This window comes from Flavobacterium sp. W22_SRS_FK3, from assembly GCF_052113665.1.
GTDB lineage: Bacteria > Bacteroidota > Bacteroidia > Flavobacteriales > Flavobacteriaceae > Flavobacterium.
This window is the reverse complement of record NZ_JBGQOF010000009.1, coordinates 121,439-146,962: the sequence shown is the minus strand read 5'-3', so window position 1 is coordinate 146,962 and position 25,524 is coordinate 121,439. Positions and strand designations below refer to the sequence as shown.

Below are 25,524 nucleotides of genomic sequence, written 5' to 3'. Positions count from 1 at the left end.
GATATGATAAAAAAACAAAATTTTCTAATTATCCAATTGCATTCTGTATTTTATTCAAAATAAAAAGATAATCTTCATGGTTCTTAACAAAATCACAATCTGAAACATCAATTATCAAAACATTCAAATCGGTTTGGGATTTAATATAATCCAAATAACCATTATTTATTTTATCTAAATAATCAGCTGAAATGTTTTGTTCGTAATTTCTGCCTCTCTTTTTAATATTCTGGAGTAATCTGTTTGTATTCTGATACAAATAAACATACAAATCTGGTTTTGGCATCTCTTTGTAAATAATATCAAACAAATTTCGATACAAACGATATTCATCTTCTGCAAGCGTAATTTTTGCAAAGATAAGTGACTTAAAGATATGATAATCGGCAATTACAAAATCCTTAAACAAATCAAATTGTGCCAGATCATCAGACAACTGCTGATAACGATCGGCCAGAAAAGACATTTCTAAAGGGAAAGCATATCTGTTTTGATCCTTATAAAATTTTGGTAAAAACGGATTATCTGCAAAACGTTCCAACACCATTTTTGCATTAAAATCTTCGGCAATTTTTTGTACTAAAGTCGTTTTTCCTGCACCAATATTTCCTTCAAAGGCAATATAATTAAATTGTCGCAACGGAATTGCCTCCAATGGATTTTTTAAATTCTTAACCACTGTGCAAACACTATCATCTGGTGTAATGGCAATAAGTTCGGAAACTGTTTTTTGAAGAATAGGGTGTTTCCAGTTTAATTTCAAATCCTGCATCGGCAGTAAAACAAACTTTCGGTTTTGCAGTAGCGGATGCGGAATCTGTAGTTTCTGTGATTCAATAATCTGATCGTCAAAAACAATCAAATCAACATCGATAACTCGGGATTGATAACCTTTCTGGCCAGAGCGAATACGTCCTAATTGTTTTTCTACTTTGAGAACCTGATTGAGTATTTTTTGTGCCGAAGAATAACTGTGTAAAAGCAACGCACAATTATAAAAAGCATCACTTTCGAATCCCCAGGCAGGCGTTTCATACAATTTCGAAAGCTGAATTACTGTTCCAACTTCCTGATGTATTAAATGGATACAACTTTCGATATTTTCCAACCGATTTCCCTGATTGCTGCCTATTGATAAAACGACCTGATGCTGTGATTTCATAATTAATGCAAATTAACTAAAACTATTTTAGAATTAACAATATATTTGTGTAGCGGCAGCTTATTCAATTAAAAATTTAGCCTCAAAATTTGTAACAAAGCTGCACTTTTTACTACTTATTTAAAAAAAGTATTTTATGAAATTTCTAGGAAATGTAATCGCCACAGTTATTGGTATTTTTGTTTTTATTATGCTATTCGTTTTCGGAGTAATCCTTATCGGAACTATTTTTGGAGGAGATGACAGCGTTTCTGTTAAAGCAGATTCGGTTATCGAATTAAATTTAAAAGAAATCAATAATGATTATGCAGGAAAATATAAAGACCCATGGGTAACCCAATTCTCGAAGGATGAAAAAATTGGCTTAACCGATGTAATCAATGCAATTGAAGCAGCAAAAACAGACGATAAAATCAAGGGAATCTCAATATTAAATGATGAATCTTCCTTAGGACTGGCTCAATATAAAGATTTGAGAAATGCGTTGCAAAGTTTCAAAAAATCAGGAAAATTTGTTTGGGCATATGCCAATACCTATACGCAAAAAGAATATTATCTAAACTCGGTAGCCAACACAGTTTATTTGAACCCTGCCGGAGATTTAGATTTTAAAGGACTCTCTTCTGAAGTTATGTTTTTTAAAGATTTTCAGGAAAAATCAGGCATTCATATGGAAGTGATCCGACACGGAAAATACAAAAGTGCCGTTGAGCCTTTCCTTGAAAATAAAATGAGCGATGCCAACAGAGAACAAATAACCGCTCTTTTAAATTCGATTTGGTCAACTGTTGTGGCTGATATTTCAAAAAGCAGAGATATTCCTGTTACTAAATTAAACGAAATTGCAAATGGCTTATTAGCCCGAACGCCTGAAATGGCAAAATCGCAACATTTAGTAGACATTGTGGCTTATGAAGATGTGTATCATAACGCAATAAAAAAAGCATTAAAAGTAACCGGTGATGATGATTATAACAAAATATCTATTTCAGATTACACTCAAAACAACGTTACCACAGCTTTAACCAATACTGCAACCGATCAAATTGCCATTATCTACGCTCAGGGCGAAATAGGAAGTGGTGAAGGCGATGTTAATCAAATTGGTGAAGGTTCAATGAGACGTTCCTTACAGGAAGCCAGAAAAAATGAAGACGTACAAGCGATTGTATTAAGAATAGACAGTCCCGGCGGAAGCGCACTAACATCCGACTTAATCTGGAGAGAAATTGAAATCACCAAAAAAGTAAAACCTGTTGTGGTTTCTATGGGAAATTATGCAGCATCTGGCGGTTATTATATTGCTTGTAACGCCAATACAATTTTTGCCGAAAAAAATACAATCACAGGTTCCATTGGCGTTTTTGGTGTTTTACCAAATTTTAGCCCTTTGGCAAATAAATTAGGTATCAACACAGAACAGGTAAAAACACATGAAAATTCAGCAAATTATAGTCCGTTTGTACCTGTTGATGAAAAGTTCAAAGCTTTCACCTTAGAAGGCGTTGAGCACATTTACAACACTTTTGTAACCCATGTTGCAGAAGGTCGAAAAATGACTTTCGCCCAAGTAGATACTATTGCACAAGGAAGAGTCTGGTCTGGCAGTGAAGCTTTAAAAATTGGCTTAGTAGACAAAATTGGAGGATTAAATGACGCTATTACTGAAGCTGCCAAAATAGCCAAGATAAAATCATATAGTACACAGAATTATCCTGTATACGAAAAAACATTCAATGACTTACTTTCAGGTTTGCCTTTTGCACAATCTAAAGAAGCTTTTATAAAAGAAGAAATTGGCGAAGAAAATTATATGCTTATTGAGCAGGTAAAAAGACTTCAAAAGCAAAAAGGAGTTCAGGCAATGCTTCCTTTCGGATTAAATATAAAATAGTTGAATACGAAAATGAAAAAAATAGTTTTTCTTGTCGCCGTCTTATTTTTGAATTTAGCAAATGCTCAGGATAAAAATGAAATCACTTTTAAGGAATCTCCTATAGTTTTAAAAATCAATACCGATCAGCTTTTTGGAACATTAACAACTCCTCCTGATCTGACAAAGAAATTTCCTGTAGCATTGCTAATTTCAGGTTCCGGACCAACAGACAGAAACGGAAATAATCCGATGATGAAAAACAATTCGTTGAAAATGCTGGCGGAAGAACTGGCAAAAAATGGAATCGCATCATTGCGTTATGATAAAAGAGGAATTGGAGAAAGTAAAGCTTCTGCAATTTCAGAACAAACGCTGGTATTTGAAAATTATACTGAAGACGCCAAAAGCTGGATTAATCTACTAAAACAAGACAAACGTTTTTCTGAAGTAATTGTTATCGGACATAGCGAAGGTTCCTTAATAGGAATGATTGCAGGAGCAAAAGCAAATAAATTCATTTCTATTGCAGGTCCGGGAGAATCAGCTGATCAATTGATAAAAACACAAATCGCATCTAAATCGAATAAACAGCTAAACGATTTGACGTTCCCAATAATTGACAGCCTCAAGAGCGGCAACACGGTAAAAAAAGTTGATCCTATGCTAAATTCTCTTTTTAGAGCGAGCATTCAGCCTTATTTAATTTCATGGTTTAAATACGATCCTCAAACAGAAATCAAAAAATTAAATATTCCAATTTTGATTGTTCAGGGAAACAAGGATTTACAAGTAACTGTAAAAGATGCGGAGCTTTTATCGCAGGCAAACAAAAATGCGGAACTTTTGATCGTTGACAAAATGAATCATATCATGAAAAATATCGATGGTGATAATCAGGCAAACATGGAAAGTTACAATAATGAAAATTTACCTGTTTCAGAAATCATGACAAGTAATATTATTTCTTTCATTAAAAAATAATTAAAATCATAAAACCATTACAAATCCGTTTGAATATATATTCAGACGGATTTTTTTATCCCTAAAAAAACAAATATATTACTTATATTTTTAGTAAAACTTTATCTTTAAACTCAATCAAAAAAACTATTTTTACAGCGATCCAATTATACAATTAAACCTCAAATTCTATTTATATGCTTAAAAAAATTCTAAAAATCACCGGTATTTTACTTGTTGTTTTTATTGCGGCGTTATTTGCCATTCCGTACTTTTTTAAAGATCAGATCAAAGCCAAAATTGCTGAAGCCATTAATGAAAGTGTCGACGCAAAAGTAAGTTTTGCAGATGCTGATTTAAGTTTGTTTAAAAATTTCCCAAATGCTAATGTTTCAATTGAAAAGTTAGTCATTATCAACAAAGCTCCTTTTGAAGGAGATACTTTAGTTTCGTTAGGCGAATTGGATTTAAAAATGAGCATCAAAGAACTGTTCAAAGGAAAAGAAGAACCTTTAAGTATTGAAGGAATAAGCTCTAAAAATGGCTTAATTAATATTATATTTAACAAAGACGGACTTGGAAACTTTGACATTGCTTTAAAAGACAAAAAAGAAACAGCAAAAGAAGAGAAAAGCGAACCACTTTCGCTAAAAATTCAGAATTATAAAATTGAAAATTTCACTTTTAGATATATTGATCAGGGATCCAAAATAAAGATGGTAATTGATAGTCTTAACCATGAAGGCACGGGAGATTTTACCAATTCTCAACTTGATTTAACTACAAAATCTACGGCCAAAGTTTCTTTAGATATGGATAAAATGAATTATCTTAAAAATGTAAAACTCACTTTAGATGCTGTTTTAGGAATTGATTTAGAGAAAAGCAAATATACTTTTAAAGAGAACAAAGCTTTAATCAATCAATTGCCTTTAGAATTTGACGGATTTATCCAAATGGTTGAAGCGGGTCAGATTTACGATTTAAAATTTAAAACCCCAACCTCATCGTTTACTAATTTCTTAGGGTTAATTCCTTCAGCTTATGCTTCTGGTTTAGATGGTGTAAAAACAACCGGAGACTTTACCATTATTGGTTTTGCCAAAGGGGAACTGACAGAAACAACTGTTCCAAAATTTAATATTGCGATTGCATCAAACAATTCATCTTTTCAATATCCAAACTTACCAAAATCAGTTCAGAATATTGTAATAGATACTAAAATCATCAATGAAACCGGTATTTTAAATGATACTTATGTAAATCTGGACAAACTTTCGTTTAGAATTGATCAGGATGTTTTTAGTGCTAAAGCCAATGTTAAAAATATAACCGTAAATCCAATGGTTGATGCCGCTTTAAAAGGAACTGTAAACCTTGCAAATCTTTCAAAAGCATATCCAATTAAAATGGATACCCCTTTGGCGGGTATTTTAAAAGCGGATGTTACGACGCAATTTGATATGGCTTCAGTTGAAAAAAGCCAATACGAAAACATCAAAAATGCTGGAACTATGAGTCTGTCAGGATTCAAATATACAGATGAGAATAACAAATCGATGAACATCAGTACTGCTTTGGTTGAGTTTAATCCAAGCCGAATCAACTTAAAACAGTTTAATGCAACTACTGGGAAAAGTGACATCAGTATTAATGGTGTTTTAGAAAATTTCTATGGATTTATGTTTAAAAAGCAAGAGCTGAAAGGAAATTTCAACATGAGTTCAAACCAATTGGCTGTTGATGATTTCATGACTTCCGGCGAACCTGCAAAAACTACCGGTGCAACCGGTGAAGCAAAAACTGAAACAAAAACAGCTGCAAAGCCTGCAGAGGCAATGAAAATTCCTGCGTTCCTGAATTGTACTCTAAACGCAAAAGCTACAACTGTTTTATATGATAATCTAAAACTAAAAGACGTTTCAGGAAAATTGATTATAAAAGATGAAAAAGCGCTTTTAGAAAATTTTAAAACATCCATATTTGGAGGAACAATTGGTTTAACAGGCGCTGTTTCTACAAAAGAAAAAGTACCAACCTTTGATATGAATTTAGGTTTTAATCAGGTTGATATTGCACAGACTTTTACGCAATTGGATATGATGAAAAAAATTGCACCTATAGCGGGAATCATTAATGGTAAATTAAATTCGACTATAAAATTAAACGGAAATTTAGATGCAAATGAACTGACACCGGATTTAAAATCAATTACAGGAGATTTGTTCGGACAATTACTTTCTACAACTGTAAACGCCAAAAACTCTAATTTATTAAGTGCTTTAGGTTCAAAAGTAAGTTTTATTGATGTAAATAAATTAAACCTGAATGACCTGAAGATGGCTTTAACTTTTGAAGACGGGAAAGTAAATGTAAAACCATTTGATATAAAATATCAGGATATCAAAGCTACGATTGGAGGAACTCATGGTTTTGACCAAACCATGAATTACAATATTAAATTAGATGTTCCTGCAAAATACTTAGGTTCAGAAGCAAATGCTTTTCTTGCTAAAATGTCTCCTGCTGATGCTGCTAAATTAGAGAATATTCCAATTTCAGGTATGATTACTGGTAATTTTTCAAACCCAAAAGTAGCTATCGATACTAAGACAGCAGTTAGCAATCTTACGACGCAGGTGGTTAATCAACAAAAAGAGAAATTAGCCAAACAAGGTACTTCGGCACTTACAGATTTGCTTAATAAAAACACCAAATCAAAAGACACTACGAAGACCGAAACTCAAAATAAGGCCAAAACTACTGAAGAAGTAAAAACAAAAGCCAGCGAGTTATTGAATGGCTTGTTTAAGAAGAAAAAATAATATAAACGAAAAGGTCAATCGGAAGATTGACCTTTTTTATTTAAATTGCTTTGTAATACACCCCTGATTTTCCGTTATCTAAAATTGTATTGAAAATTTTAAAATAGTCTTTTTCAGAGAAACTATTCACATCTACCCCAATGCTGTTATTATAGTATGGTTCATATTTTTTTAGGTTTGAAACTGAAAACAATCCTACAGTAGGGGTATGAACAGCACTAGCCAAATGCATGATTCCACTATCTGCTCCAATAAATATATCAGTACTAGCTATTAAAGCTCCAATTTCACGAATATCTTTACTGTAAAATACAGGCGCTTTAAAACCAATCTGAGAAACATTTTCTATTGGCAGGATCTCAATGATATTAAAATTTTTGTATTGAGCTTTCAGATTAGCATAAAAATCTTCCCACCAGGTTTCCGGTAAACATTTTGCTCCGGTTGCATACGTAAACAAACAAATTGTTTTTTTGTAATTATGGTGCACCAGGTTGTTTAATGTTTTCTTTCCTTGAGCAATTTCAAAAGAAGTTAGTTTAAGATCCAGCGGAGCAATATGATTTTCCTTTTTATCAAAACCTAATTTGGTTAGATAATCCCGAAAATGATAAATAGGGTATTTGGCAATATGAGCATAATCCCTATAATATAAATTGGCAGAAGAAGGCAAATCACCAAAAAATTTAAATTTCGAATTAGAAAATTTTACTCCAAGGCGTCCCGAAGATGAACCTTGATCTACATTTATGGCAATATCGTATTTATATCTTTTTAAGGAAATCCATACACTAAAATATTTTAATAAATTACTGAAAGGTTTTTTGGGCAATTCGATTATTCTGGATATATGATCATAGTTTTCAAAAATAACAGTTGCTAAAGTCCCTTTTACAAATAAATCAATTTTACAATTTGGAAAAGTTTCTTCCAGTTCCTGGACGAAAGGTGTAATTAATAAAATATTTCCGAGGCGACCATTTGGCCTGCATATCAATACTCTCTTGATTTCGTTTCTGTTAACTAAAGTAATGCCTTGATCAGCGTATGATTTTCCGATATTCTGTGTTAAACCATGCGTTATAGCGCGTCTCAAAACATTTATTTTATTTAAAACTCCCATTTTATAACTAATTAACCTGATTTATAATCGTTTAAAAACGAATCTTTTTTGTAATTTTTACAAAACTAATTCCTTAATCTTTTAAAGATAAAAATCCTTCAACAAGTAATCATTATAAAATTGTAACCAAATGTTTCAATATCACCACTCCAAATATATTATTATCAAATACTTACAATGCATAAAAAATGCTTTGTAATTAACAAAGCATTTTTTTTTTAACATTCTAAAATCTAAAATTTAAACAGAAATTGAAACCAAATAGCCTTCCGAACCTCTGACATTAAAAACAGTTCCGTTTTCAAAAATTAAATACTGGCCTTTGATTCCGATTAGCTTACCATGAAATGATGGTATTTTATCTAAATTTAGACTTGCCACTTTTTCAGGATAATGAAGAACCGGATAATGTAAATCACAGACATCATCTTTTTGGCTATAAAAGTAATCTCTGGCTTCTTCCGGAATTAAGCTTTCCAATTTTTCTTTTTCAGCAATTAGATCGAAAGTCTGCGTTGGGTTTTGAAGCATTTTTCTCCAATTGGTTTTATCTGTATAATGATTTTTTAGTGCCACTTCGGTAATTCCTGCCAAATATCTGTTAGGAACCTCAACAACAGCAATTGCATGACTTGCGCCCTGGTCTATCCATCTGGTTGGTACTTGTGTTTTGCGGGTTACCCCTACTTTTATTTCGCTTGCTACAGCCAAATATACAACGTGAGTCTGCAACTGAACTTTTTGCTCATATTCTAAATCACGATCTGCGATTCCTAAATGTGCCGTGCTCAATTCAGGTCTCATAATCCAGTCACCAACAGCAGGACTTGAATAAAAACAATCGTAGCAAAATCCCTGACGGAATATTTTTTTCTTTTTACAGCAATTCAAACATTGATAACCTGCAAAATTGATTTCGATTTCCTTATTCAATAATTGATTCATATTGAGAAAACTATCTTCAAAAACCAAATAATATTGAATTGGATTCCCAATTTCAGTTTGCATTTTTGTAAGTACTCCTTGATATTGCATTTGATATTTTAGATTGTAGTGTTTAAAATTTAGATTTTAGATTCCTGTTTAAAAATTCATTTTATGAAAAGGAATCTTTGTTGCAAATAAATTGTTTTTTGTAAAAAAACACTATTTTTGATATGAATGACAAAGTTAATATTTGTTATCAATATTCAAATTTTAAATTTCCTGATTTTGCACTAACCACAAAATCTAAAATCTAAAATCAGCAATCAAAAATCTAAAATTCCCTCATGCCTATATCCATAATAAATTCGTTTGCTTCGTGGGTTCTGAAACAAAGAATACATCAGATAGAACTTTTTCTAAAATATCCAAACGAAGTCCAGGAAGAACTCCTGCACAATTTATTAACAGCGTCAGAAAATACGATTCTTGGAAAAAAATATGAATTTTCATCAATCAATTCATATCAGACTTTTACAGAAAGAGTTCCAATTTCGGGTTACGAAGAATTACAGCCCCTAATCGAACGTACAAGACAGGGTGAGCAGGGTGTTTTTTGGGAGACCCCTATAAAATGGTTTGCAAAATCGAGTGGAACAACAAATGCCAAAAGCAAATTTATACCTGTAAGCAACGAAGCTTTGGAAGATTGCCACTATAAAGGCAGTAAAGATTTACTTTGTTTGTATCTAAATAATAATGAAGATTCTGAATTGTTTGTAGGGAAAAGTCTTCGCTTGGGCGGAAGTTCTCAGATTTACGAAAACAACAATACTTTTTTTGGTGATTTATCGGCGATTTTGATCGAAAATATGCCTATTTGGGCAGAGTTTAGCAGTACTCCGAGCAATAAAATTTCCCTGATGACGGAATGGGAAAGCAAAATTGCTGCAATTATAAACGAAACAAAATATGAAAACGTAACCAGTTTTGCCGGAGTCCCTTCTTGGATGCTGGTTTTGATGAATCGCGTTTTAGAAGATACAGGGAAAGCAAATCTGCTTGAACTTTGGCCAAACCTTGAAGTGTATTTTCATGGTGGCGTGAGTTTTTCTCCCTATAAAGAACAATACAAAAACATACTTCCAAGCAAGGATTTTAAATACTACGAAATCTACAATGCCTCTGAAGGATTTTTCGCCATACAGGATTTGAATAATTCCAGCGATTTATTACTGATGTTGGATTATGGTATTTTCTACGAGTTTATTCCAATGGATACTTTTGATACTCCAAACCAAAAAGTAGTTCGTTTGGCCGATGTTGAACTGAATAAAAATTATGCTATAGTTATTACGACTAATTCCGGATTATGGCGCTATTTAATTGGAGATACCATTCGTTTTACCTCATTAAACCCATATAGAATTCGGGTCACTGGAAGAACGAAACATCATATTAATGTTTTTGGTGAAGAATTAATGGTAGAAAATACCGATCAGGCGATTGCTAAAGCTTGTAAAATAACCCATACCGAAGTTATTGATTATACCGTTGCTCCTATTTTCATGCAGGACAAAGAAAAAGGCGCTCATGAATGGATGATTGAATTCAAAAAAAAACCGGCTGATGTTGGGCTTTTCCAGAAAGTGCTCGACGAAACTTTACAGACTTTAAACTCCGATTACGAAGCAAAAAGATACAATAACATGACTTTAAATCCTTTGGTGATTAATGTTGCCAGAGAAAATTTATTTTATGACTGGTTAAAAGAAAGAGACAAATTAGGTGGACAACATAAGATTCCGAGACTTTCGAATCAGAGAGATTATTTGGAGCAGCTGAAGGAGATGTAGACAACCTCAATAATTCATTTCTATTATATTTAAAGAAAAAATATGGCAATACCAAAACATGATGAACTCAGAATTCCTTCATTAAATTTATTATTAGATGGAAAAACAATGAAATTAAAAGACTTCATTGAACCACTTTCTAAAGAATTTGACTTAACAGAAGAAGAAATTAATGAAATGTACACATCAGGCAATGGACATATCTTCTATGATAGAATTTCTTGGGCATTAAGTTATTTGAATATGGCAGGTCTTTTGGACAAACCTGCAAGAGGAAATTACAAAATCAATTCAAAAGGAATTGAGATACTAAAAAATCCAGATAAAATTAATACCTACGTTGATGAAAAAGTTGCAAAACGTGACAAAACAAAAAAAACGAACAAAAATCCTGAAATAAAAATAATTGAAACAAGTGATAGGCTAACTCCACAAGAAAAACTTTATACATCATTCAGTAATATTCGAAATTCAGTTTATGATGAAATATTAACAACTATTTTAAGTAAAACTCCAACTGCTTTTGAAAAATTAGTTGTGTTATTATTGCAGAAAATGGGATATGGAGGAGAAATAAAAAATTCCGGGTTGATCACTCAAAGATCTAACGATGGAGGGATTGATGGAATTATAAAAGAAGATATTTTAGGATTTGGGAGAATTAATATCCAAGCTAAAAGATATCGCCTTGACATTGCGATTGGGCGTGAAGAAATTCAGAAGTTTGTAGGTGCATTAGCTGTTGCTCAATCTAATAAAGGGGTTTTCATAACCACTTCTTATTTTACTAGAGGTGCTATAGAATACGTAGAAAATTTATTCGGAAATACAACGGTTGTATTAATTGATGGAAAAGACTTAGCAAGTTATATTTATGATTATGGACTAGGAATGCAAATAGAGCAAACAATCGAAATTAAAAAAATGGATACAGATTTTTGGGACTCAATGAGTGATGAGCTATAATAAATCATGTTAATTATTAAAGTTTTACTCGTGTTTAAAAACCTTAAATCCCACTAAACCGCATAAGGGATAGAAGTGGAAATCCTTTTGTGCCGGGGTTCGGCACAAAAGATTAGAACGAATAGCCCGACCCGCTTTTTTCGGCGGGGGATGCCCATAAAAAAACCTTAGGTTAAATTTATGAACTAAGGTTTTGTGAATTTTTATTTTGATTATCGAGTTACTTTCGAAGATTTCTCATTCTTCGAAAGGACAAAATTGACGAGAAAAAAATCAGATTAAATTACATCATATCAATATATCTGTCGTGGTATCCTAATAAGTATAAAACGCCATCAAGACCCAAACTTGAAATAGAATTTGAAGCACTTTCTTTTACTTTTGGCTTGGCGTGGAATGCGATTCCGAGACCGGCTAAGTTAATCATTGGCAGATCGTTTGCTCCGTCACCAACAGCAATGGTCTGGTTGATGTGAATACCCTCTTTTTCGGCAATGGCTGTCAGGTATTCGGCTTTTTTTAAACCGTCTACGATATCACCTATATATTTACCGGTTAATTTACCGTCTTTAATTTCTAGCTGATTGGCGTGTACGTAATCGATGCCTAATTCTTTTTGCAGGTATTCTCCAAAATAAGTAAATCCACCGGACAGAATTGCAGTTTTATATCCGTAATATTTCAGCGCTTTCATCAAGCGGTGTGCTCCTTTTGTAATTGGTAAATTTTCGGCTACTTTTTGTAAAACGTCTTCACTTAAACCTTCCAATAAAGCCATACGTTTTTTGAAGCTTTCGTTGAAATCAATTTCGCCATTCATTGCCGATTCTGTAATCGCGCGAACTTGTTCCCCTACTCCGTTAAGTTCTGCCAATTCATCAATAACTTCGGTCTGAATTAACGTTGAATCCATATCGAAACAAACCAAACGTCTGTTTCTTCTGTAAATATTGTCTTCCTGAAAAGAAATATCAACATCTAATGTTCTTGAAATTTCCATGAAACTTGCTGTCATTAGAATCTTATTTTCAATCTCGCCCGTTACCGATAATTGAATACAAGAACGTGGATATTCTTCTTTTTCGACCACAGAGGTTCTTCCCGTTAGTCTTATGATAGAATCAATATTTAAGTGTTGGTCTGACATAATTTGAGTCACGGCAGACAATTGTGTAGCAGTTAACTTTTCGCCCAAAATATTGATAATATAACGTTGCTTAGATTGCGTTTTAACCCATTTTTCGTAATCATCAATAGAAATTGGAATAAACTTTACTTTGATTTCTAACTCGTAAGCTTTAAAAAGTAAATCTTTTAAAACAGGGGCAGAAGAAGAACCTGCTTCAATTTCGAACAAAATTCCAAGAGAAAGTGTATCATGAATATCGGCCTGACCAATGTCTAAAATAATAGCGTTATAATTTGCCAATACAGCTGTTAAACCCGCTGTAACTCCTATTTTATCATGTCCTGAAACTTTTAATAAAATTATTTCTTTATCTTCTGTTACCATTATCCTTATTGATTTTAAGAAGCGACAAAAATCGGCAATCTATTTTTGATAAAAAAGGATATTGTTTGTTTTTTTGAAAAGAAAAAGCACATATTTATGTGCTTTTTCAATTAATTTAACAATTCTGTTTCGCTATTAAAATAACGTAACTTTTTTATTATTTATTTGGTTCATTTTCATCAAAATTTACCATCCAGTTTATTCCGAATTTGTCTTTAAACATTCCGAAATAAGCTCCCCAAAAGGTTTTGTTCATTGGCATTTCAACTTTACCACCGGCCGAAAGTCCGTTAAAAAGCCTGTCTGCTTCTTCAGTGCTTTCAGTATTGATTGAAATTGAAAAATTATCTCCAAAACCTACATCACCATATTTGGGATGACTGTCGCTTCCCATCAAAATGGTATTGCCAATTGGCAGGGAAACATGCATAATTCTGTTTGCATCTTCCTCAGAAAGTTGTTTATCACCCTCTTCTGCAGGTGCATCTTTATATTTTCCTATATATGGAAATTCTCCTCCAAAAACAGATTTATAAAACAGAAATGCTTCTTCACACTTTCCATTAAACATTAAATAAGGGTTTACTGCTGTTGCCATGATTCGATATTTTATTGTTATTATTCATTTCTATTCCTCATTACAATTTGATATTGCCATTGTAATTGATATTGGTTTTTTACTTTTCCGCAAGTTCTTTTACTATTTCCAATCCTTTTGGAAATACTTCTTTGAAATAATCGATATATTTTTCGACCGAATCTACCTGCGCGACTAAATCTATAAATTCGTCATCCTTAGTTAATCTATAGGTTTCCATTGCTCCACTCCACTTTTTAGTTTCTTCAGTGACAGGTAATTCTTTAAAATCTTTTATTTCGCCTAAATGCTTAAAAGCCATGTATTCATTTGGAATTTTATTTTCGATAATACTATACATTCCTTCTCCGTTAGGTGACATGAAATGTATTTTATCGCCTTCCTTCCAATCACTTATGGTGTATGAACCTTCGCAAAAAGCGCTTGTCCATTTTTTGTAGGTTTCATCATCCCACAAAACCGACCAGACTTTTTCTGCCTGGGCTTTGATTCTGATTTTAAATTCTAAGGTTTCCATATTATGATAATTTACTAAAGTCCATATGCAAAACATTCCAGCGATGACCATCTAAATCGGAAAAACCAAAACCGTACATCCATCCCTGACTTTCAGCAGGCGGACTAAAAACTGTTCCTCCGGCTTCTTTCACTTTTTCTTCCAAAGCATCAACCTCTTCTTTACTTTCAGCATCAATTGAAATTAAGATTTCAGAACTTGAATTTGGATCTGTCAATTCATTTTGAGAAAAACTTTTAAATAATAATTCTTCAAAAAGCATTACAACAAAATTTCCTTCACCTATAACCATGCAAGTCGAACTTGGTGTGTCATGTTGTTCATTAAACGAAAAGCCCATTTTCCAAAAAAAGTCTTTCGCTTTTGCTACATTTTTTACCGGCAGATTAAGCCATATTTGCTTTGTCATAATAGTATTTTTTAATGTTTTAACCATATTAATAATTATTAAGAAAATTCAAATGAATCAGTTTTATTAGATTCATAAGCAGTTATTTCTTATTTAAGATAAAAACAATTTAGAATAACCTAATATTATCATACTGCTTAACAGTCCTAATTATTCATTTTGCTTCTTGTTTAAGAACTTTTCAATCATTGGAACAACGAGTTCATTTTCTTTAAAATCGGGAGTAACTGTTGTAATTTCGCCAATATAACCTCCGTGTCCGCCTGGAATTATTGCCAATTCAGAGTTTACAATTTGTCGGTGAAGTTCTATCGCATGTTCGGGTAAAATAACATCCTTATCCCCAATAATAATTAAAGCAGGTACCTTGATAGATTTGATTTGCTCATCTGTAATATCTCTGAAGTTCACCATTCTATTTACATCTTTGTCGTGCATTATCTGTAATCCGTTTTTATCTGCTGCCACCTTTTTGTATCCTTCTTTCAGTTTTTCAGGCATATTTTCCAACTTTGCCTGAGACATGAAGCCCCAAAACCAATCAGGAACTCCATTACGTTTAGCAAGCGCTGAGCCCAAAATTATTTTGTCGACAATTTCAGGATGTCTAATTGCAATTTGTAAAGTTGTAGTCCCGCCGTTACTGAAACCAAAAAAGTCTGCTTTTGCAATGTTTAGATTTTTAAGTAGTTTGGCAATATCGTCTGCGTCTTGTTCAAATGTAAGGTCAGCTTTTCTATCATTTGTACGACCATGGGCTTGCAATTCAACTGCAATTACCTTTCTATTTTTAGAAAGCAAAGGGATAATTTTTTCAAAACTTGTCTGAATAGTAGAACCACCGCCATGTATTAAAAAAAGTGGCTTGCCTTGTCCATAAATTTCATAATACATTTTCAGTCCATTTACTTCAGAATATCCTCTTTTAAAAGTTAAACTATCGCTTGTAGTCTCCATACTATTTAGTTTTTCTGTTTTGGTATTGCACGAAATCAATGTTAAAATTATCAATGCAAAATAATTGATTGCTTGTTTCATATTATTTTCTGTTGATGTGCATATCTAAAGCTCAATCTCAATGGCTTAGAATTTGTGAAAATATCTAATTACTTTCTACATACTTTTTAAAATTATCCAGAATCGCCTGCCAGCCTCCGCGCTGCATTTCTTCGGGATTTAGTGTTTCAGGATCAAAACTTTCAATTACTTCTACCCCGTCTGGAGTTTCATTGAAAGTAATTTCGACCTTTCTTCCATCGGCTATAATGTACCCAATTGCTTTATGATGTTTTACCAAAGTATATTCTCCTTCAAAGTCAAAACTCAAACTCCCATCTTTCGCCGCCATAGTCGATTTAAATTCCCCACCTTCTCTTAAATCATTTTCTGCGTAAGGCGTATGCCAATCCGGTGATGCAAAATTCCATTTTGTAATATGTTCCGGTAAAGTCCAAAACTCCCAAACCTTTTCTATTAATGAATTGATTGTTGTTTGTACTGTAATCATGTTGTTATCTATTTAAAAAATATTGTTTATTTTTACGATGCATTTATCCATTCGTTTATAATTTTTCCAGCTTCGCTTTTCCATTTTCAATCTCCTGACAATTTTTAAAAGTTATAATTGCCCTGTCATTTTCTTTCCATACTAACATTTTGCTTTTATTTGCTATTAATCTGTCTTTTGGCTGTTTCTGCTTTTTTGCTCCTCTATGAAAAATCAGCTGAACTTGTGTAGCTAATGGCTGAATCCTCATTGTAAGTCTGTCTTCGTTTTCAAAGCAATAGTTGGGTGCATTCCATTTTATATTTTCAGTCAGATCTTTATTTGATACTAAAACGCCATCTCTCAATTGCTCTATTTCTGTTCTAAAAGGATGGTTTAGTTTGTTTAGAAATTCAGTCACTTCGCTGCTTTTATTTGATTATTTCATCATTTAATTTGCTTCAGTATATTTTTTAAAATTATCAATAACAGCTTGACAAAATTGCTTTTGCTCACTTTTAGAATTTACTGCTTCGGGTTCAAATATTTCTGTAATTTTCACTTTATCATTCTGATTTTCAAAAAGAACACTTCCTATTCTGTTATCTAAAAGTCGATATTCTATAACTAAAAAATTGTCGATTTTAGTATAAATTCCTTCATAATTAAAAGAAATACTTTCGTCTTTTCTCGCCATTGTATACTTGAATTTCCCTCCAGCCTCTAGATCATTTTCTACATATGGTGTATGCCATTCATCAGTTGGGTTATTCCATTTCTGAATATATTTTGGAGTCGTCCAAAATTCCCAAACTTTACCAATTGAAGCATTCACTATAGTTTTTACAGTTATCATACTCTAAATTAGTTAAATTAACAGATTAACCCATTTGCGGAATCTGACTTTCGTCCATAAAGAAAATCTCCCAATGATGTCCGTCTAAGTCCACAAAATTGCGTTGATACATCCAGCCGTAATCTTTTGTCTCCATATCTGATCCACCGGCTTTCATCACTTTTTCGATCATTTCATCTACTCCTTTTCGGGTTTCTGCTGATATCGAGATAATAACTTCGCTTGCATTAGCAGTATCACAAATCTCTTTCGCTGTAAATGTTTTAAAAAACTCTTCTACTAAAAGCATTACATTAATATTATCACCAATAATCAAACAAGTTGCTTTTTCATTTGTAAATTTTGGATTGAAAGAAAAACCTAGTTGAGTAAAAAATGTAATTGATCTATTTAAATCTTTTACAGGAAGATTTAAGAAAATTTTTGTTTTCATGATTTATAAAATTACAAATTATTGAAACAAATTTAAAGTTAAATAATACGTTTTAGATTACAAAAAAAGTCAACTTTAGGGTCATTTAAGACAAAATGCATATCTTCGTAATACTGAAAAAGTTAAAATCATGAGCAAGAAGGTAGGTCTAATTTTGGGATATGACTATAAATTACTAAGTGTAGCAGCCATTTTAGAAGTTTTTGAAACAGCTAATAAATTACATCAGGAAACTGAAAAGCCTTTTGAAATTATGGTTTTTCAATCGGCAGAACAAATAGAACAAAGGCATTTGTTTGGTTATGAAGTAAATTTAATTGAGGATTATGATAAAAATTTAGAACTCATTTTGATTCCCGCCTTTACCACTGATAATATGGCAGAAATGATTGAGAAGAATCAAAAATTTATTCCTTGGTTGCAAAAGCAGCATCAAACTGGAAGCGAATTAGCCAGTTTTTGTACCGGTGCCTTTTTATTTGCTGCTTCAGGTTTGCTTAACGAAAAATTGGCCACTACTCATGTCGATGCCTGCAGTGCGTTTACAAAAGCTTTTCCATTAGTAAAATTAAAACCCGAAGAAACACTCACCGCTGATGGTAGTTTGTACACAAGTGGAGGATCGACTTCGACTTTTCATTTATTGATTCTTTTGGTTCAGAAATATTGTGGAAACGAAATCGCAGTTCAGATTGCTAAGATTTTCTCAATTGATTTAAACCGATACAAACAAAGCTATTTCAGCACGTTCAGACCCAATCATTTACATAATGACAGTTTGGTTGCGATGCTGCAGCAAAAAATTGAGAGTCAGTACCATTCTATTGAAAAACTGGAAGAAATCACAAAAGATATTCCAACAAGTGCCAGAAACATGACACGCCGGTTTAAACAGGTTACAGGAATTCCGCCAATTGAATACTTGCAGAATATTCGCGTAGAAAGTTCAAAGAAATACCTTGAACAGACCCAACTTTCGATTTCAGAAATCATCGAAAAAACGGGTTACAATGACCCGAAAGCTTTCCGTAAAGTATTTTTTAAAATGGTCGGAATGAAACCAATTGAATACCGGGAGAAGTTTAGGGTTCAGTAGTTTTTTCAGGAGCAGGAATTCAATTTTCAAAACACCTTTAGTCCTGCTATCCGCTGTATCTATTGTTGCGAACCCCGCAACAATAGGATGCCGCTTCTATCAGGGCTAAAAACCTGGCTTCCAATCATAAAAAAAACCCGGGCTACATCGATAACCCGGGTTTTGAAATTATAAATTACTTCTTATGAAGCAATTTCCATCCTTTTCAATAAATTTTTACTTAGAGTGTGCTCTGCATATTCTTTATCGATTTTCAAAAGTTTATCATCTGAACTTGGCAATTCGTACATCGCATCAGTTAAGATAGCTTCGCATAAAGAACGCAATCCACGAGCACCTAATTTGTATTCCAATGCTTTATCTACAATAAAATCCAAAGCTTCGTCTGTAATATTGAATTCTACTTCATCCATTAAAAATAACTTTTGATATTGTTTGATCAATGCATTTTTAGGCTGGGTCAGAATAGCACGCAATGTTTCTCTATCTAATGGATCCATGTGCGTTAAAACAGGTAGACGACCAATAATCTCAGGAATCAGACCAAAATCTTTAATATCTTTTGGGATAATATATTGCAGCAAATTGTCTTTGTCGATATTGTCCACATTTTTAGAAGTAGAATAACCAACTGCCTGACGGTTCAAACGCTTCGAAATAATTTTTTCAACGCCATCAAAAGCACCTCCGGCAATAAACAGAATGTTTTGTGTATTTACCTCAACAAATTTTTGATCCGGATGTTTACGACCTCCTTTTGGCGGTACATTTACAACTGTTCCTTCCAATAATTTCAATAAAGCTTGTTGCACACCTTCACCAGAAACGTCACGAGTTATGGATGGATTATCGCTCTTACGGGCAATTTTATCTATTTCATCAATAAAAACGATTCCTCTTTCCGCTTTGGTCACATCGTAATCAGCAGCCTGCAGTAAACGTGTCAAAATACTTTCGACATCTTCACCTACATAACCTGCTTCTGTAAGTACAGTTGCATCAACAATAGCCAAAGGAACATCTAACATTTTGGCGATAGTTTTAGCTACCAATGTTTTTCCGGTTCCGGTTTGACCTACCATAATGATGTTACTTTTTTCAATCTCTACTTCATCGTCTAATTGCTGTTGCATTAAACGTTTGTAGTGGTTGTAAACCGCAACTGACATTACTTTTTTTGTCTGATCCTGACCAATAACATACTGATCTAAGAAAGCTCTGATTTCTTTTGGTTTCTTTAAAATTAAGTCGCCAACCAATTTTGAGCTCCCGCTTGATTTTAATTCTTCTATTACAATTCCGTGTGCTTGTTCAATACACTTATCACAAATGTGTGCATTGATACCTGCAATCAATAAATTGGTTTCTGGCTTTTTTCTTCCACAAAACGAACATTCTAATACTACTTTTGCCATTCCTTTTTTTTGTTGATAGTTGATGGTTGATAGTTGATGGTTTAAATCCAACAACTATCAACCATCAACCAATAACTATTTATCCTCTTCTCAATACTTCATCAATCATACCGTATTCTTTTGCTTCATCGGCTTTCATCCAGTAATCACGTTCACTGTCTTTGTGCACTCTCTCAAAAGATTGTCCGGAATGTTGCGAAATAATGTTGTATAATTCATCTTTCAGTTTTAGCATTTCACGTAAGTTGATTTCCATGTCAGTTGCAACACCTTGTGCACCTCCTGATGGCTGGTGAATCATTACTCTTGAATGTGGTAAAGCCGAACGTTTTCCTGCAGCTCCTGCACATAATAAAACAGCCCCCATTGATGCTGCCATACCTGTACAAATTGTGGCTACGTCTGGTTTGATGTACTGCATGGTATCGTAAATTCCTAATCCTGCGTAAACGCTTCCTCCAGGAGAATTTAGATAAATTTGAATATCTTTTGAAGCATCGGCACTTTCTAAAAACAATAATTGGGCCTGAACGATATTAGCGATTTGATCGTCGATACCGGTTCCTAAAAAGATAATTCTGTCCATCATTAATCTTGAAAACACATCCAATTGAGAAACATTCAACTGACGCTCTTCGATAATATATGGAGTCATATTAGTTGGGTTCATCGCTGCAACGATTTTGTCGTAGTACATAGCGTTTACTCCCTGGTGCTTTGTAGCAAATTTTTTGAATTCTTTACCGTAGTTCATATTTAAGTGTTCTAAGTTTTACGTTACTATGTTGTATGTTTTTGATTCATCAAAGGTCATACCTTATTTATATGTGATGTCAATTTGTCTTGTTTTTTTAGCCCAGATAGCAGTGAAAAGCTTTTTGAAATGGTAACTATTTTTTGTTGGTAAAAAAAAGCGACCAGCGGAAGCTCTTTTTTTGGCCTTACAAAAAAAGGCGTACATGAAAAAACTTGTAACGAATAGCTGGATTAGCTGCTGAAAAGTAATCAAAATATAAATTGAAACAAAAGAGCGTCAAAAGAAAATTTCAATTGACGCTCAAATATAATTATTTTTCAGAAATTATTCTCCGTAAGACGCAGCAATAAATTCTTCATAAGTCACTTCTTTAGTTGTTGGATTTGCTTTTTCTTTGAACACTTCCAATAATTTTTCAGCCACAACCTGCTCAGAAAGTCTTTTCACTTCTTCCTGGTTAGATAAAACTCTGGCAACAATTCCCTGAACTTCTTCGTCAGTTGGATTTGTTTGTCCAAATTGAGCCATTTGTTGCCTGATGTTTTTTGTTGTGAAAGATTTCAAATCTTCAAAAGTAATTTGAATATTGCTTTGAGCCATTGCTTTTCCTTCGATCAATTGAAAACGTAATCCTTTTTCAGATCTTGCGTATTCAGCTTCGGCTTCTTCTGCAGAAAGTTTTTTCTCTCCAACAGTTTGCAACCATTTTTTAAGAAACTCAGCCGGTAAATCAAATTTAGTGCTTTCGATTAGGAAATCCTGAACGTCCAATAATAATTTTTGATCTGCCTGTTGTGCGAATTGTGCCTCAGCATCTTCTTTGATTTTAGCTTTCAAATCTTCTAATGAAGCTACTTTTCCTTCACCAAAAAGTTTATCGAATAACTCCTGGTTTAATTCTGCTGGTTCAGAAACATTGATTGCTTCAACTGTAAAAGCTACATCAACTGCTAAATCATGAACATTATCGTGACCTACTTTTAAATAATCCATCAATTGGTGATCATCTTCGAATAAACCTTTTGTGTTTACCGTAACTACATCACCAACTTCTTTCCCGATAAATGAATCAGCTGTCTTTTTATCTTTGAAAACTGATAATGAAAAAGTGGTTTTATTATCGATTCCGTTTTCTGCGTTTACGAAAGTCCCTGTAACATCAGAATCAGCTGTGATTTTTTCAACAGGATTTGCTTTTCCAAATTGTTTTTGGATACGCTCTACTTGTCCGTCGATTAGCTTATCATCAGCAGTAACGATATATTTTACGATATTGTTTTCTGCTTCTAAATTAATTTCAAAGTTCGGAACCAAACCAATTTCGTACTCGAAAGTTAGTTCTTCAGCATCCCAGTCAAAATTTTCGTTTTCTACAGGAAGAGGAGTTCCTAAAAGATTTAATCTTTCAGATTGAACAAAACGCTCTAAAGCCAAATCAACTACTTTCTTAACTTCTTCCTGTTTGATTGCTTTTCCGTATTGTTTTGCAACAAGGTCTTTAGGTACTTGTCCTTTTCTAAAACCTTTCACGGTAGCCAATGGCATTTTTTCGTTTATTCTTTTTGCTACCTGACCTTTATAATCCATGTGAACAACTGTCATTACAATCGTTTCATTCACAGCGTCTTTTGCTATTCTTTTAATATCCATCTTCTTCTTTAATTTACATAATAAAATTGGGTTGCAAAATTATAAAATTTTTGCAACCCAACCAAGTTTTAATCTATTGTATTTGAAGCGGTTTTTAACCCACTTTTATTTCGATTATTTATCGTCTCCTACTATTTTATAAGTAATAGACTGAAGAATGGACAAGATGATGCTGAAGAATAAAGCTGTCCAGAATGTATCAACTGCAAAACCTCCTACTATATTAGTACACAACAAAATAATAATAGCGTTAATTACCAATAAAAACAAGCCTAACGTCACCACTGTGACTGGCAATGTGAGAATGACTAAAATTGGTTTTATAAAAAGATTTAATAATCCCAAAACCACCGCAACGATTACGGCTGTGGTAAAACTGGCAACATGAACTCCTGGCAGAAAATTGGCAATTAACAATACCAGCACTGCAGTAACAAGAAGTCTGAGTAATAGATTCATATTTTTTAGGTTTAAAGTTTTAATAAAAGTACTAAAAATTTCAGCAACAAATTATTCTTTTAAAAATGAAGTGGTAAGCTCAAAAAACAGTTTAGGATTTTCGGCATGAAGCCAGTGTCCTGCATTTGGAATCGTTTCGAAGGCAGCATTTGGAAAATGCACCCGAATTGAATCAAAATCAGAATCCGGAACATATCCTGATTCTCCTCCCCTAATAAATAAAGTAGGTTTAACAAAAACCAGACCTTCAGGCAATGCTTTTCCGATCGCTTCCAGATTATTATTAAAAACTTCCAAATTGAATCTGAAAGCCAATTGTCCAGGCGCTGCCCAGTATAAACTTTTTAATAAAAACTGACGTGTTCCAAAATCCGGAACGTATTGCGCTACAATTTCTTCTACATCATTTCGGCTTGGTTTTACAGAAAAATCAACGGCATTTAATCCTGCCAAAATATCCTGATGATGCTGTTTATAAAATTTTGGTCCAATATCTGCGACAATTAATTTGTCAACTATTTCAGGATGCTTTGTTGCAAAAAGCATCGCTACTTTTCCGCCCATTGAATGTCCTAAAATATCTATTTTTTTTAATTGATTGCCCTGGCAATATTCAAACACATCCTGAACCATAACTTCATAACTCCATTCATCTGAATGTAAACTGCGGCCATGGTTTCGTAAATCTAAAACATGAACCTGAAATCCGGCTTCAACATATTGTCCGGCAAGTGTTTTCCAGTTGTCAGACATGCCAAGAAATCCGTGCATGATGATAAATGGTTTCCCGTTACCTTCTATTTTTGAGTATAACATTTTTTATTATTTAAAAATAATTAATTTTCTTTATCTAATTCGAATCTCTGAATATCACTTTCAATTAAAGCCTTCAGATCTTCCTCTTTTGGCATGTATAACAAATATTGACTAGCAAAAACACTTTTTTTATCTGCCAAAACAGAATATTTTACAATTGTTTCGTCTTTTTCTGAACAAAGCAATATTCCAATAGTAGACTGATCAGATTCACTTTTCTTCAAATCATCATACATACGCACATACATATCGATTTGACCAATATCTTGATGAGATAATGAACCTGTTTTGAGATCAATAATTACAAAGCATTTAAGAATATAGTTGTAAAAAACTAAGTCAATATAAAAATCTGAAGTATCAGTTACAATATGCTGCTGCCTTGCAACAAAAGCAAAACCTTTACCAAATTCCAACAAAAATTCTTGCAAATGATTTATTATTGAGTTTTCTATATTTCGTTCAGAATTTTTAATATCTGATGGCAATCCTAAAAACTCAAAAATATAGGGATCTTTAATTAAATTTTGAATTGTTTCAGGATGTGTTTCTTTAGTTTTATGCTCTAAAACACGTTCAAAAGCCAAAGAATTTATCTGTCTTTGCAAAGTTCTGCTGCTCCAATTATTTTGAATACTCTCATTCAGATAATATTGGCTTTTTTCTTCAGAATTTAATCTGGACAATAATCGATAATGTGTCCAGCTTAATTCCGTACGCAATGCGTTCCAAATTGGAAAAGCCTTATAAAAAGCACGCATGTTATTTAAATTCCGTTCATCAAACCCTTTCCCAAATTCAAGAGTAAGCTGATTTGCAAGATTCTTTAAAATAGATTTTCCATAGTCTGCACGCTCTTTGCCTTGCTGGTCATCTTCAACAATTAACTTTCCTATTTGCCAATAGGTTTCAAGTAACGCAGAATTTGCAATCCTAAAAACACGCTGACGAGATTGTAGAATAATTTCTTTTATTTCAGAAAACAATAGAGCTTGATTTATAACCATTTCAAAACTATTTTAAAGTTTAAAACCTTACTTCAACTTATTTAAATACATATTAACTACATTATCCAAACCAAGATAAAGTGCCTCAGCAATTAAAGCATGGCCAATTGAAACTTCCAGTAAACCCGGAATATTTTGTTTGAAAAATTGAATATTATCTAAACTTAAATCGTGTCCTGCATTGATTCCCAAACCTAATTCATTTGCTAATTCTGCTGCTTTAATATAAGAATCGATTCCGTTTTTATTGCCTAAAGCATATTCATGAGCAAAAGATTCCGTATATAATTCGACTCTGTCAGTTCCCGTTTTTTGAGCTCCTTCAATCATTTCCAAGACGGGATCTACGAAAATTGAAGTTCTGATTCCGTTACGCTGGAATTCCTGAATAACTTCAGACAAATAAGATTGGTTTTTATTGGTATCCCAACCTGCAGAAGAAGTTATAGCACCAATGGCATCTGGAACCAAGGTCACCTGATCAGGCTTACATTCCAATACCAAATCAATAAAATTATGCTGTGGATTGCCTTCGATATTATATTCTGTATGTACGATTGCCTTTAAATCACGTGCGTCCTGATACCGTATATGACGTTCGTCAGGACGTGGATGAATTGTGATTCCCTGACCTCCAAAATTCTGAATATCTGTGGCAACTTTTAATAAATCAGGAACATTTCCCCCTCTCGCATTTCTCAGGGTAGCAATTTTATTGATATTTACACTTAACTTTGTCATATAAATAGATTATTAATTCTAGTAACATTATATTTGTAATGACAAAAATACAAAGTAAAACGTAGCGTTTTTTGCTATT

General features: G+C 33.1%; 25 protein-coding genes. 6 read left to right on the top strand and 19 right to left on the bottom strand.

The features are described 5' to 3' along the window. Positions 1 to 28: 28 nt before the first annotated feature. Positions 29 to 1,162: a 2-amino-4-hydroxy-6-hydroxymethyldihydropteridine diphosphokinase gene (gene folK / locus ACEN2I_RS10955; protein WP_441766143.1), complete on the bottom strand. Its 1,134-nt coding sequence runs from the start codon at positions 1,160 to 1,162 to the stop codon at positions 29 to 31. A gap of 136 nt (positions 1,163 to 1,298) precedes the next feature. Here folK and sppA point away from each other — a divergent pair, with 136 nt between their 5' ends. The 3 genes from sppA (at position 1,299) to ACEN2I_RS10940 (ending at position 6,823) form a co-directional block, all read left to right on the top strand. Then, a complete protein-coding gene (gene sppA, locus ACEN2I_RS10950; RefSeq protein WP_441766142.1) occupies positions 1,299 to 3,056 on the top strand; it encodes a signal peptide peptidase SppA in 1,758 nt (585 codons plus the stop codon). A gap of 12 nt (positions 3,057 to 3,068) precedes the next feature. Next, entirely contained in the window at positions 3,069 to 4,019 is a 951-nt protein-coding gene (locus ACEN2I_RS10945) for an alpha/beta hydrolase (protein ID WP_441766141.1), read from the top strand. A gap of 176 nt (positions 4,020 to 4,195) precedes the next feature. Then, complete coding sequence (locus ACEN2I_RS10940; protein WP_441766140.1) at positions 4,196 to 6,823, top strand: AsmA family protein; 2,628 nt, start codon at positions 4,196 to 4,198, stop codon at positions 6,821 to 6,823. 40 nt (positions 6,824 to 6,863) lie between these two features. Here ACEN2I_RS10940 and ACEN2I_RS10935 read toward each other — a convergent pair whose 3' ends face one another. Both ACEN2I_RS10935 and ACEN2I_RS10930 read right to left on the bottom strand, forming a co-directional pair. Beyond that, positions 6,864 to 7,946, bottom strand: a complete 1,083-nt coding sequence (locus tag ACEN2I_RS10935) for a glycosyltransferase family 9 protein (protein WP_441766139.1) — start codon at positions 7,944 to 7,946, stop codon at positions 6,864 to 6,866. A 240-nt stretch (positions 7,947 to 8,186) separates the two neighbouring features. Further along, positions 8,187 to 8,981 carry a DUF2797 domain-containing protein gene (locus ACEN2I_RS10930; RefSeq protein ID WP_441766138.1) on the bottom strand — a complete coding sequence of 265 codons (795 nt, stop codon included), beginning with the start codon at positions 8,979 to 8,981 and terminating at the stop codon, positions 8,187 to 8,189. A gap of 236 nt (positions 8,982 to 9,217) precedes the next feature. Between ACEN2I_RS10930 and ACEN2I_RS10925 the strand changes: the two genes are divergently transcribed. Then, the gene (locus ACEN2I_RS10925) at positions 9,218 to 10,726 is read left to right on the top strand and encodes a GH3 auxin-responsive promoter family protein (protein WP_441766137.1); all 1,509 of its coding nucleotides are present in this window, start codon (positions 9,218 to 9,220) and stop codon (positions 10,724 to 10,726) included. 42 nt (positions 10,727 to 10,768) lie between these two features. Then, a complete protein-coding gene (locus tag ACEN2I_RS10920; protein ID WP_441766136.1) occupies positions 10,769 to 11,692 on the top strand; it encodes a restriction endonuclease in 924 nt (307 codons plus the stop codon). Between the two features lie 283 nt (positions 11,693 to 11,975). On the opposite strand, the gene serB is transcribed toward ACEN2I_RS10920, so the two are convergent. From serB to ACEN2I_RS10875, 9 genes are all read right to left on the bottom strand, one after another. Next, positions 11,976 to 13,205 (bottom strand): phosphoserine phosphatase SerB, encoded by a 1,230-nt coding sequence (gene serB / locus ACEN2I_RS10915; RefSeq protein ID WP_441766135.1) that lies wholly within the window; start codon positions 13,203 to 13,205, stop codon positions 11,976 to 11,978. A 157-nt stretch (positions 13,206 to 13,362) separates the two neighbouring features. Further along, the gene (locus ACEN2I_RS10910) at positions 13,363 to 13,803 is read right to left on the bottom strand and encodes a VOC family protein (RefSeq protein ID WP_441766134.1); all 441 of its coding nucleotides are present in this window, start codon (positions 13,801 to 13,803) and stop codon (positions 13,363 to 13,365) included. Between the two features lie 79 nt (positions 13,804 to 13,882). Further along, positions 13,883 to 14,320 carry an SRPBCC domain-containing protein gene (locus ACEN2I_RS10905; RefSeq protein WP_441766133.1) on the bottom strand — a complete coding sequence of 146 codons (438 nt, stop codon included), beginning with the start codon at positions 14,318 to 14,320 and terminating at the stop codon, positions 13,883 to 13,885. Between the two features lies 1 nt (position 14,321). Beyond that, entirely contained in the window at positions 14,322 to 14,729 is a 408-nt protein-coding gene (locus ACEN2I_RS10900; RefSeq protein WP_441766132.1) for a VOC family protein, read from the bottom strand. A 150-nt stretch (positions 14,730 to 14,879) separates the two neighbouring features. Beyond that, a complete protein-coding gene (locus ACEN2I_RS10895; protein ID WP_441766131.1) occupies positions 14,880 to 15,767 on the bottom strand; it encodes an alpha/beta fold hydrolase in 888 nt (295 codons plus the stop codon). Positions 15,768 to 15,831: 64 nt separating this feature from the next. After that, positions 15,832 to 16,236 carry an SRPBCC family protein gene (locus tag ACEN2I_RS10890; RefSeq protein ID WP_441766130.1) on the bottom strand — a complete coding sequence of 135 codons (405 nt, stop codon included), beginning with the start codon at positions 16,234 to 16,236 and terminating at the stop codon, positions 15,832 to 15,834. Positions 16,237 to 16,291: 55 nt separating this feature from the next. After that, the gene (locus tag ACEN2I_RS10885; RefSeq protein ID WP_441766129.1) at positions 16,292 to 16,636 is read right to left on the bottom strand and encodes a DUF1801 domain-containing protein; all 345 of its coding nucleotides are present in this window, start codon (positions 16,634 to 16,636) and stop codon (positions 16,292 to 16,294) included. A gap of 30 nt (positions 16,637 to 16,666) precedes the next feature. Then, positions 16,667 to 17,071, bottom strand: a complete 405-nt coding sequence (locus tag ACEN2I_RS10880; RefSeq protein ID WP_441766128.1) for an SRPBCC domain-containing protein — start codon at positions 17,069 to 17,071, stop codon at positions 16,667 to 16,669. 25 nt (positions 17,072 to 17,096) lie between these two features. Continuing rightward, positions 17,097 to 17,504: a VOC family protein gene (locus tag ACEN2I_RS10875; protein ID WP_441766127.1), complete on the bottom strand. Its 408-nt coding sequence runs from the start codon at positions 17,502 to 17,504 to the stop codon at positions 17,097 to 17,099. A 130-nt stretch (positions 17,505 to 17,634) separates the two neighbouring features. Here ACEN2I_RS10875 and ACEN2I_RS10870 point away from each other — a divergent pair, with 130 nt between their 5' ends. After that, entirely contained in the window at positions 17,635 to 18,600 is a 966-nt protein-coding gene (locus ACEN2I_RS10870) for a GlxA family transcriptional regulator (RefSeq protein WP_441766126.1), read from the top strand. A 182-nt stretch (positions 18,601 to 18,782) separates the two neighbouring features. Here ACEN2I_RS10870 and clpX read toward each other — a convergent pair whose 3' ends face one another. The 7 genes from clpX to ACEN2I_RS10835 all read right to left on the bottom strand — a co-directional run bounded on the left by clpX (position 18,783) and on the right by ACEN2I_RS10835 (position 25,445). Beyond that, positions 18,783 to 20,015, bottom strand: coding sequence for an ATP-dependent Clp protease ATP-binding subunit ClpX (gene clpX / locus ACEN2I_RS10865; RefSeq protein ID WP_441766125.1), 1,233 nt, complete (start codon positions 20,013 to 20,015; stop codon positions 18,783 to 18,785). Positions 20,016 to 20,094: 79 nt separating this feature from the next. After that, complete coding sequence (gene clpP / locus ACEN2I_RS10860; protein ID WP_065452078.1) at positions 20,095 to 20,769, bottom strand: ATP-dependent Clp endopeptidase proteolytic subunit ClpP; 675 nt, start codon at positions 20,767 to 20,769, stop codon at positions 20,095 to 20,097. 327 nt (positions 20,770 to 21,096) lie between these two features. Next, positions 21,097 to 22,422, bottom strand: coding sequence for a trigger factor (locus ACEN2I_RS10855; protein ID WP_441766124.1), 1,326 nt, complete (start codon positions 22,420 to 22,422; stop codon positions 21,097 to 21,099). Between the two features lie 114 nt (positions 22,423 to 22,536). Further along, positions 22,537 to 22,881: a phage holin family protein gene (locus tag ACEN2I_RS10850; protein WP_441766123.1), complete on the bottom strand. Its 345-nt coding sequence runs from the start codon at positions 22,879 to 22,881 to the stop codon at positions 22,537 to 22,539. Between the two features lie 51 nt (positions 22,882 to 22,932). Beyond that, positions 22,933 to 23,697 carry an alpha/beta fold hydrolase gene (locus ACEN2I_RS10845; RefSeq protein ID WP_441766122.1) on the bottom strand — a complete coding sequence of 255 codons (765 nt, stop codon included), beginning with the start codon at positions 23,695 to 23,697 and terminating at the stop codon, positions 22,933 to 22,935. Between the two features lie 20 nt (positions 23,698 to 23,717). Beyond that, on the bottom strand, positions 23,718 to 24,704 hold the full coding sequence (locus ACEN2I_RS10840) for a PDDEXK nuclease domain-containing protein (protein WP_441766121.1): 987 nt from the start codon (positions 24,702 to 24,704) through the stop codon (positions 23,718 to 23,720). A 27-nt stretch (positions 24,705 to 24,731) separates the two neighbouring features. Continuing rightward, positions 24,732 to 25,445, bottom strand: a complete 714-nt coding sequence (locus ACEN2I_RS10835; RefSeq protein WP_441766120.1) for a pyridoxine 5'-phosphate synthase — start codon at positions 25,443 to 25,445, stop codon at positions 24,732 to 24,734. Positions 25,446 to 25,524: the final 79 nt, after the last annotated feature.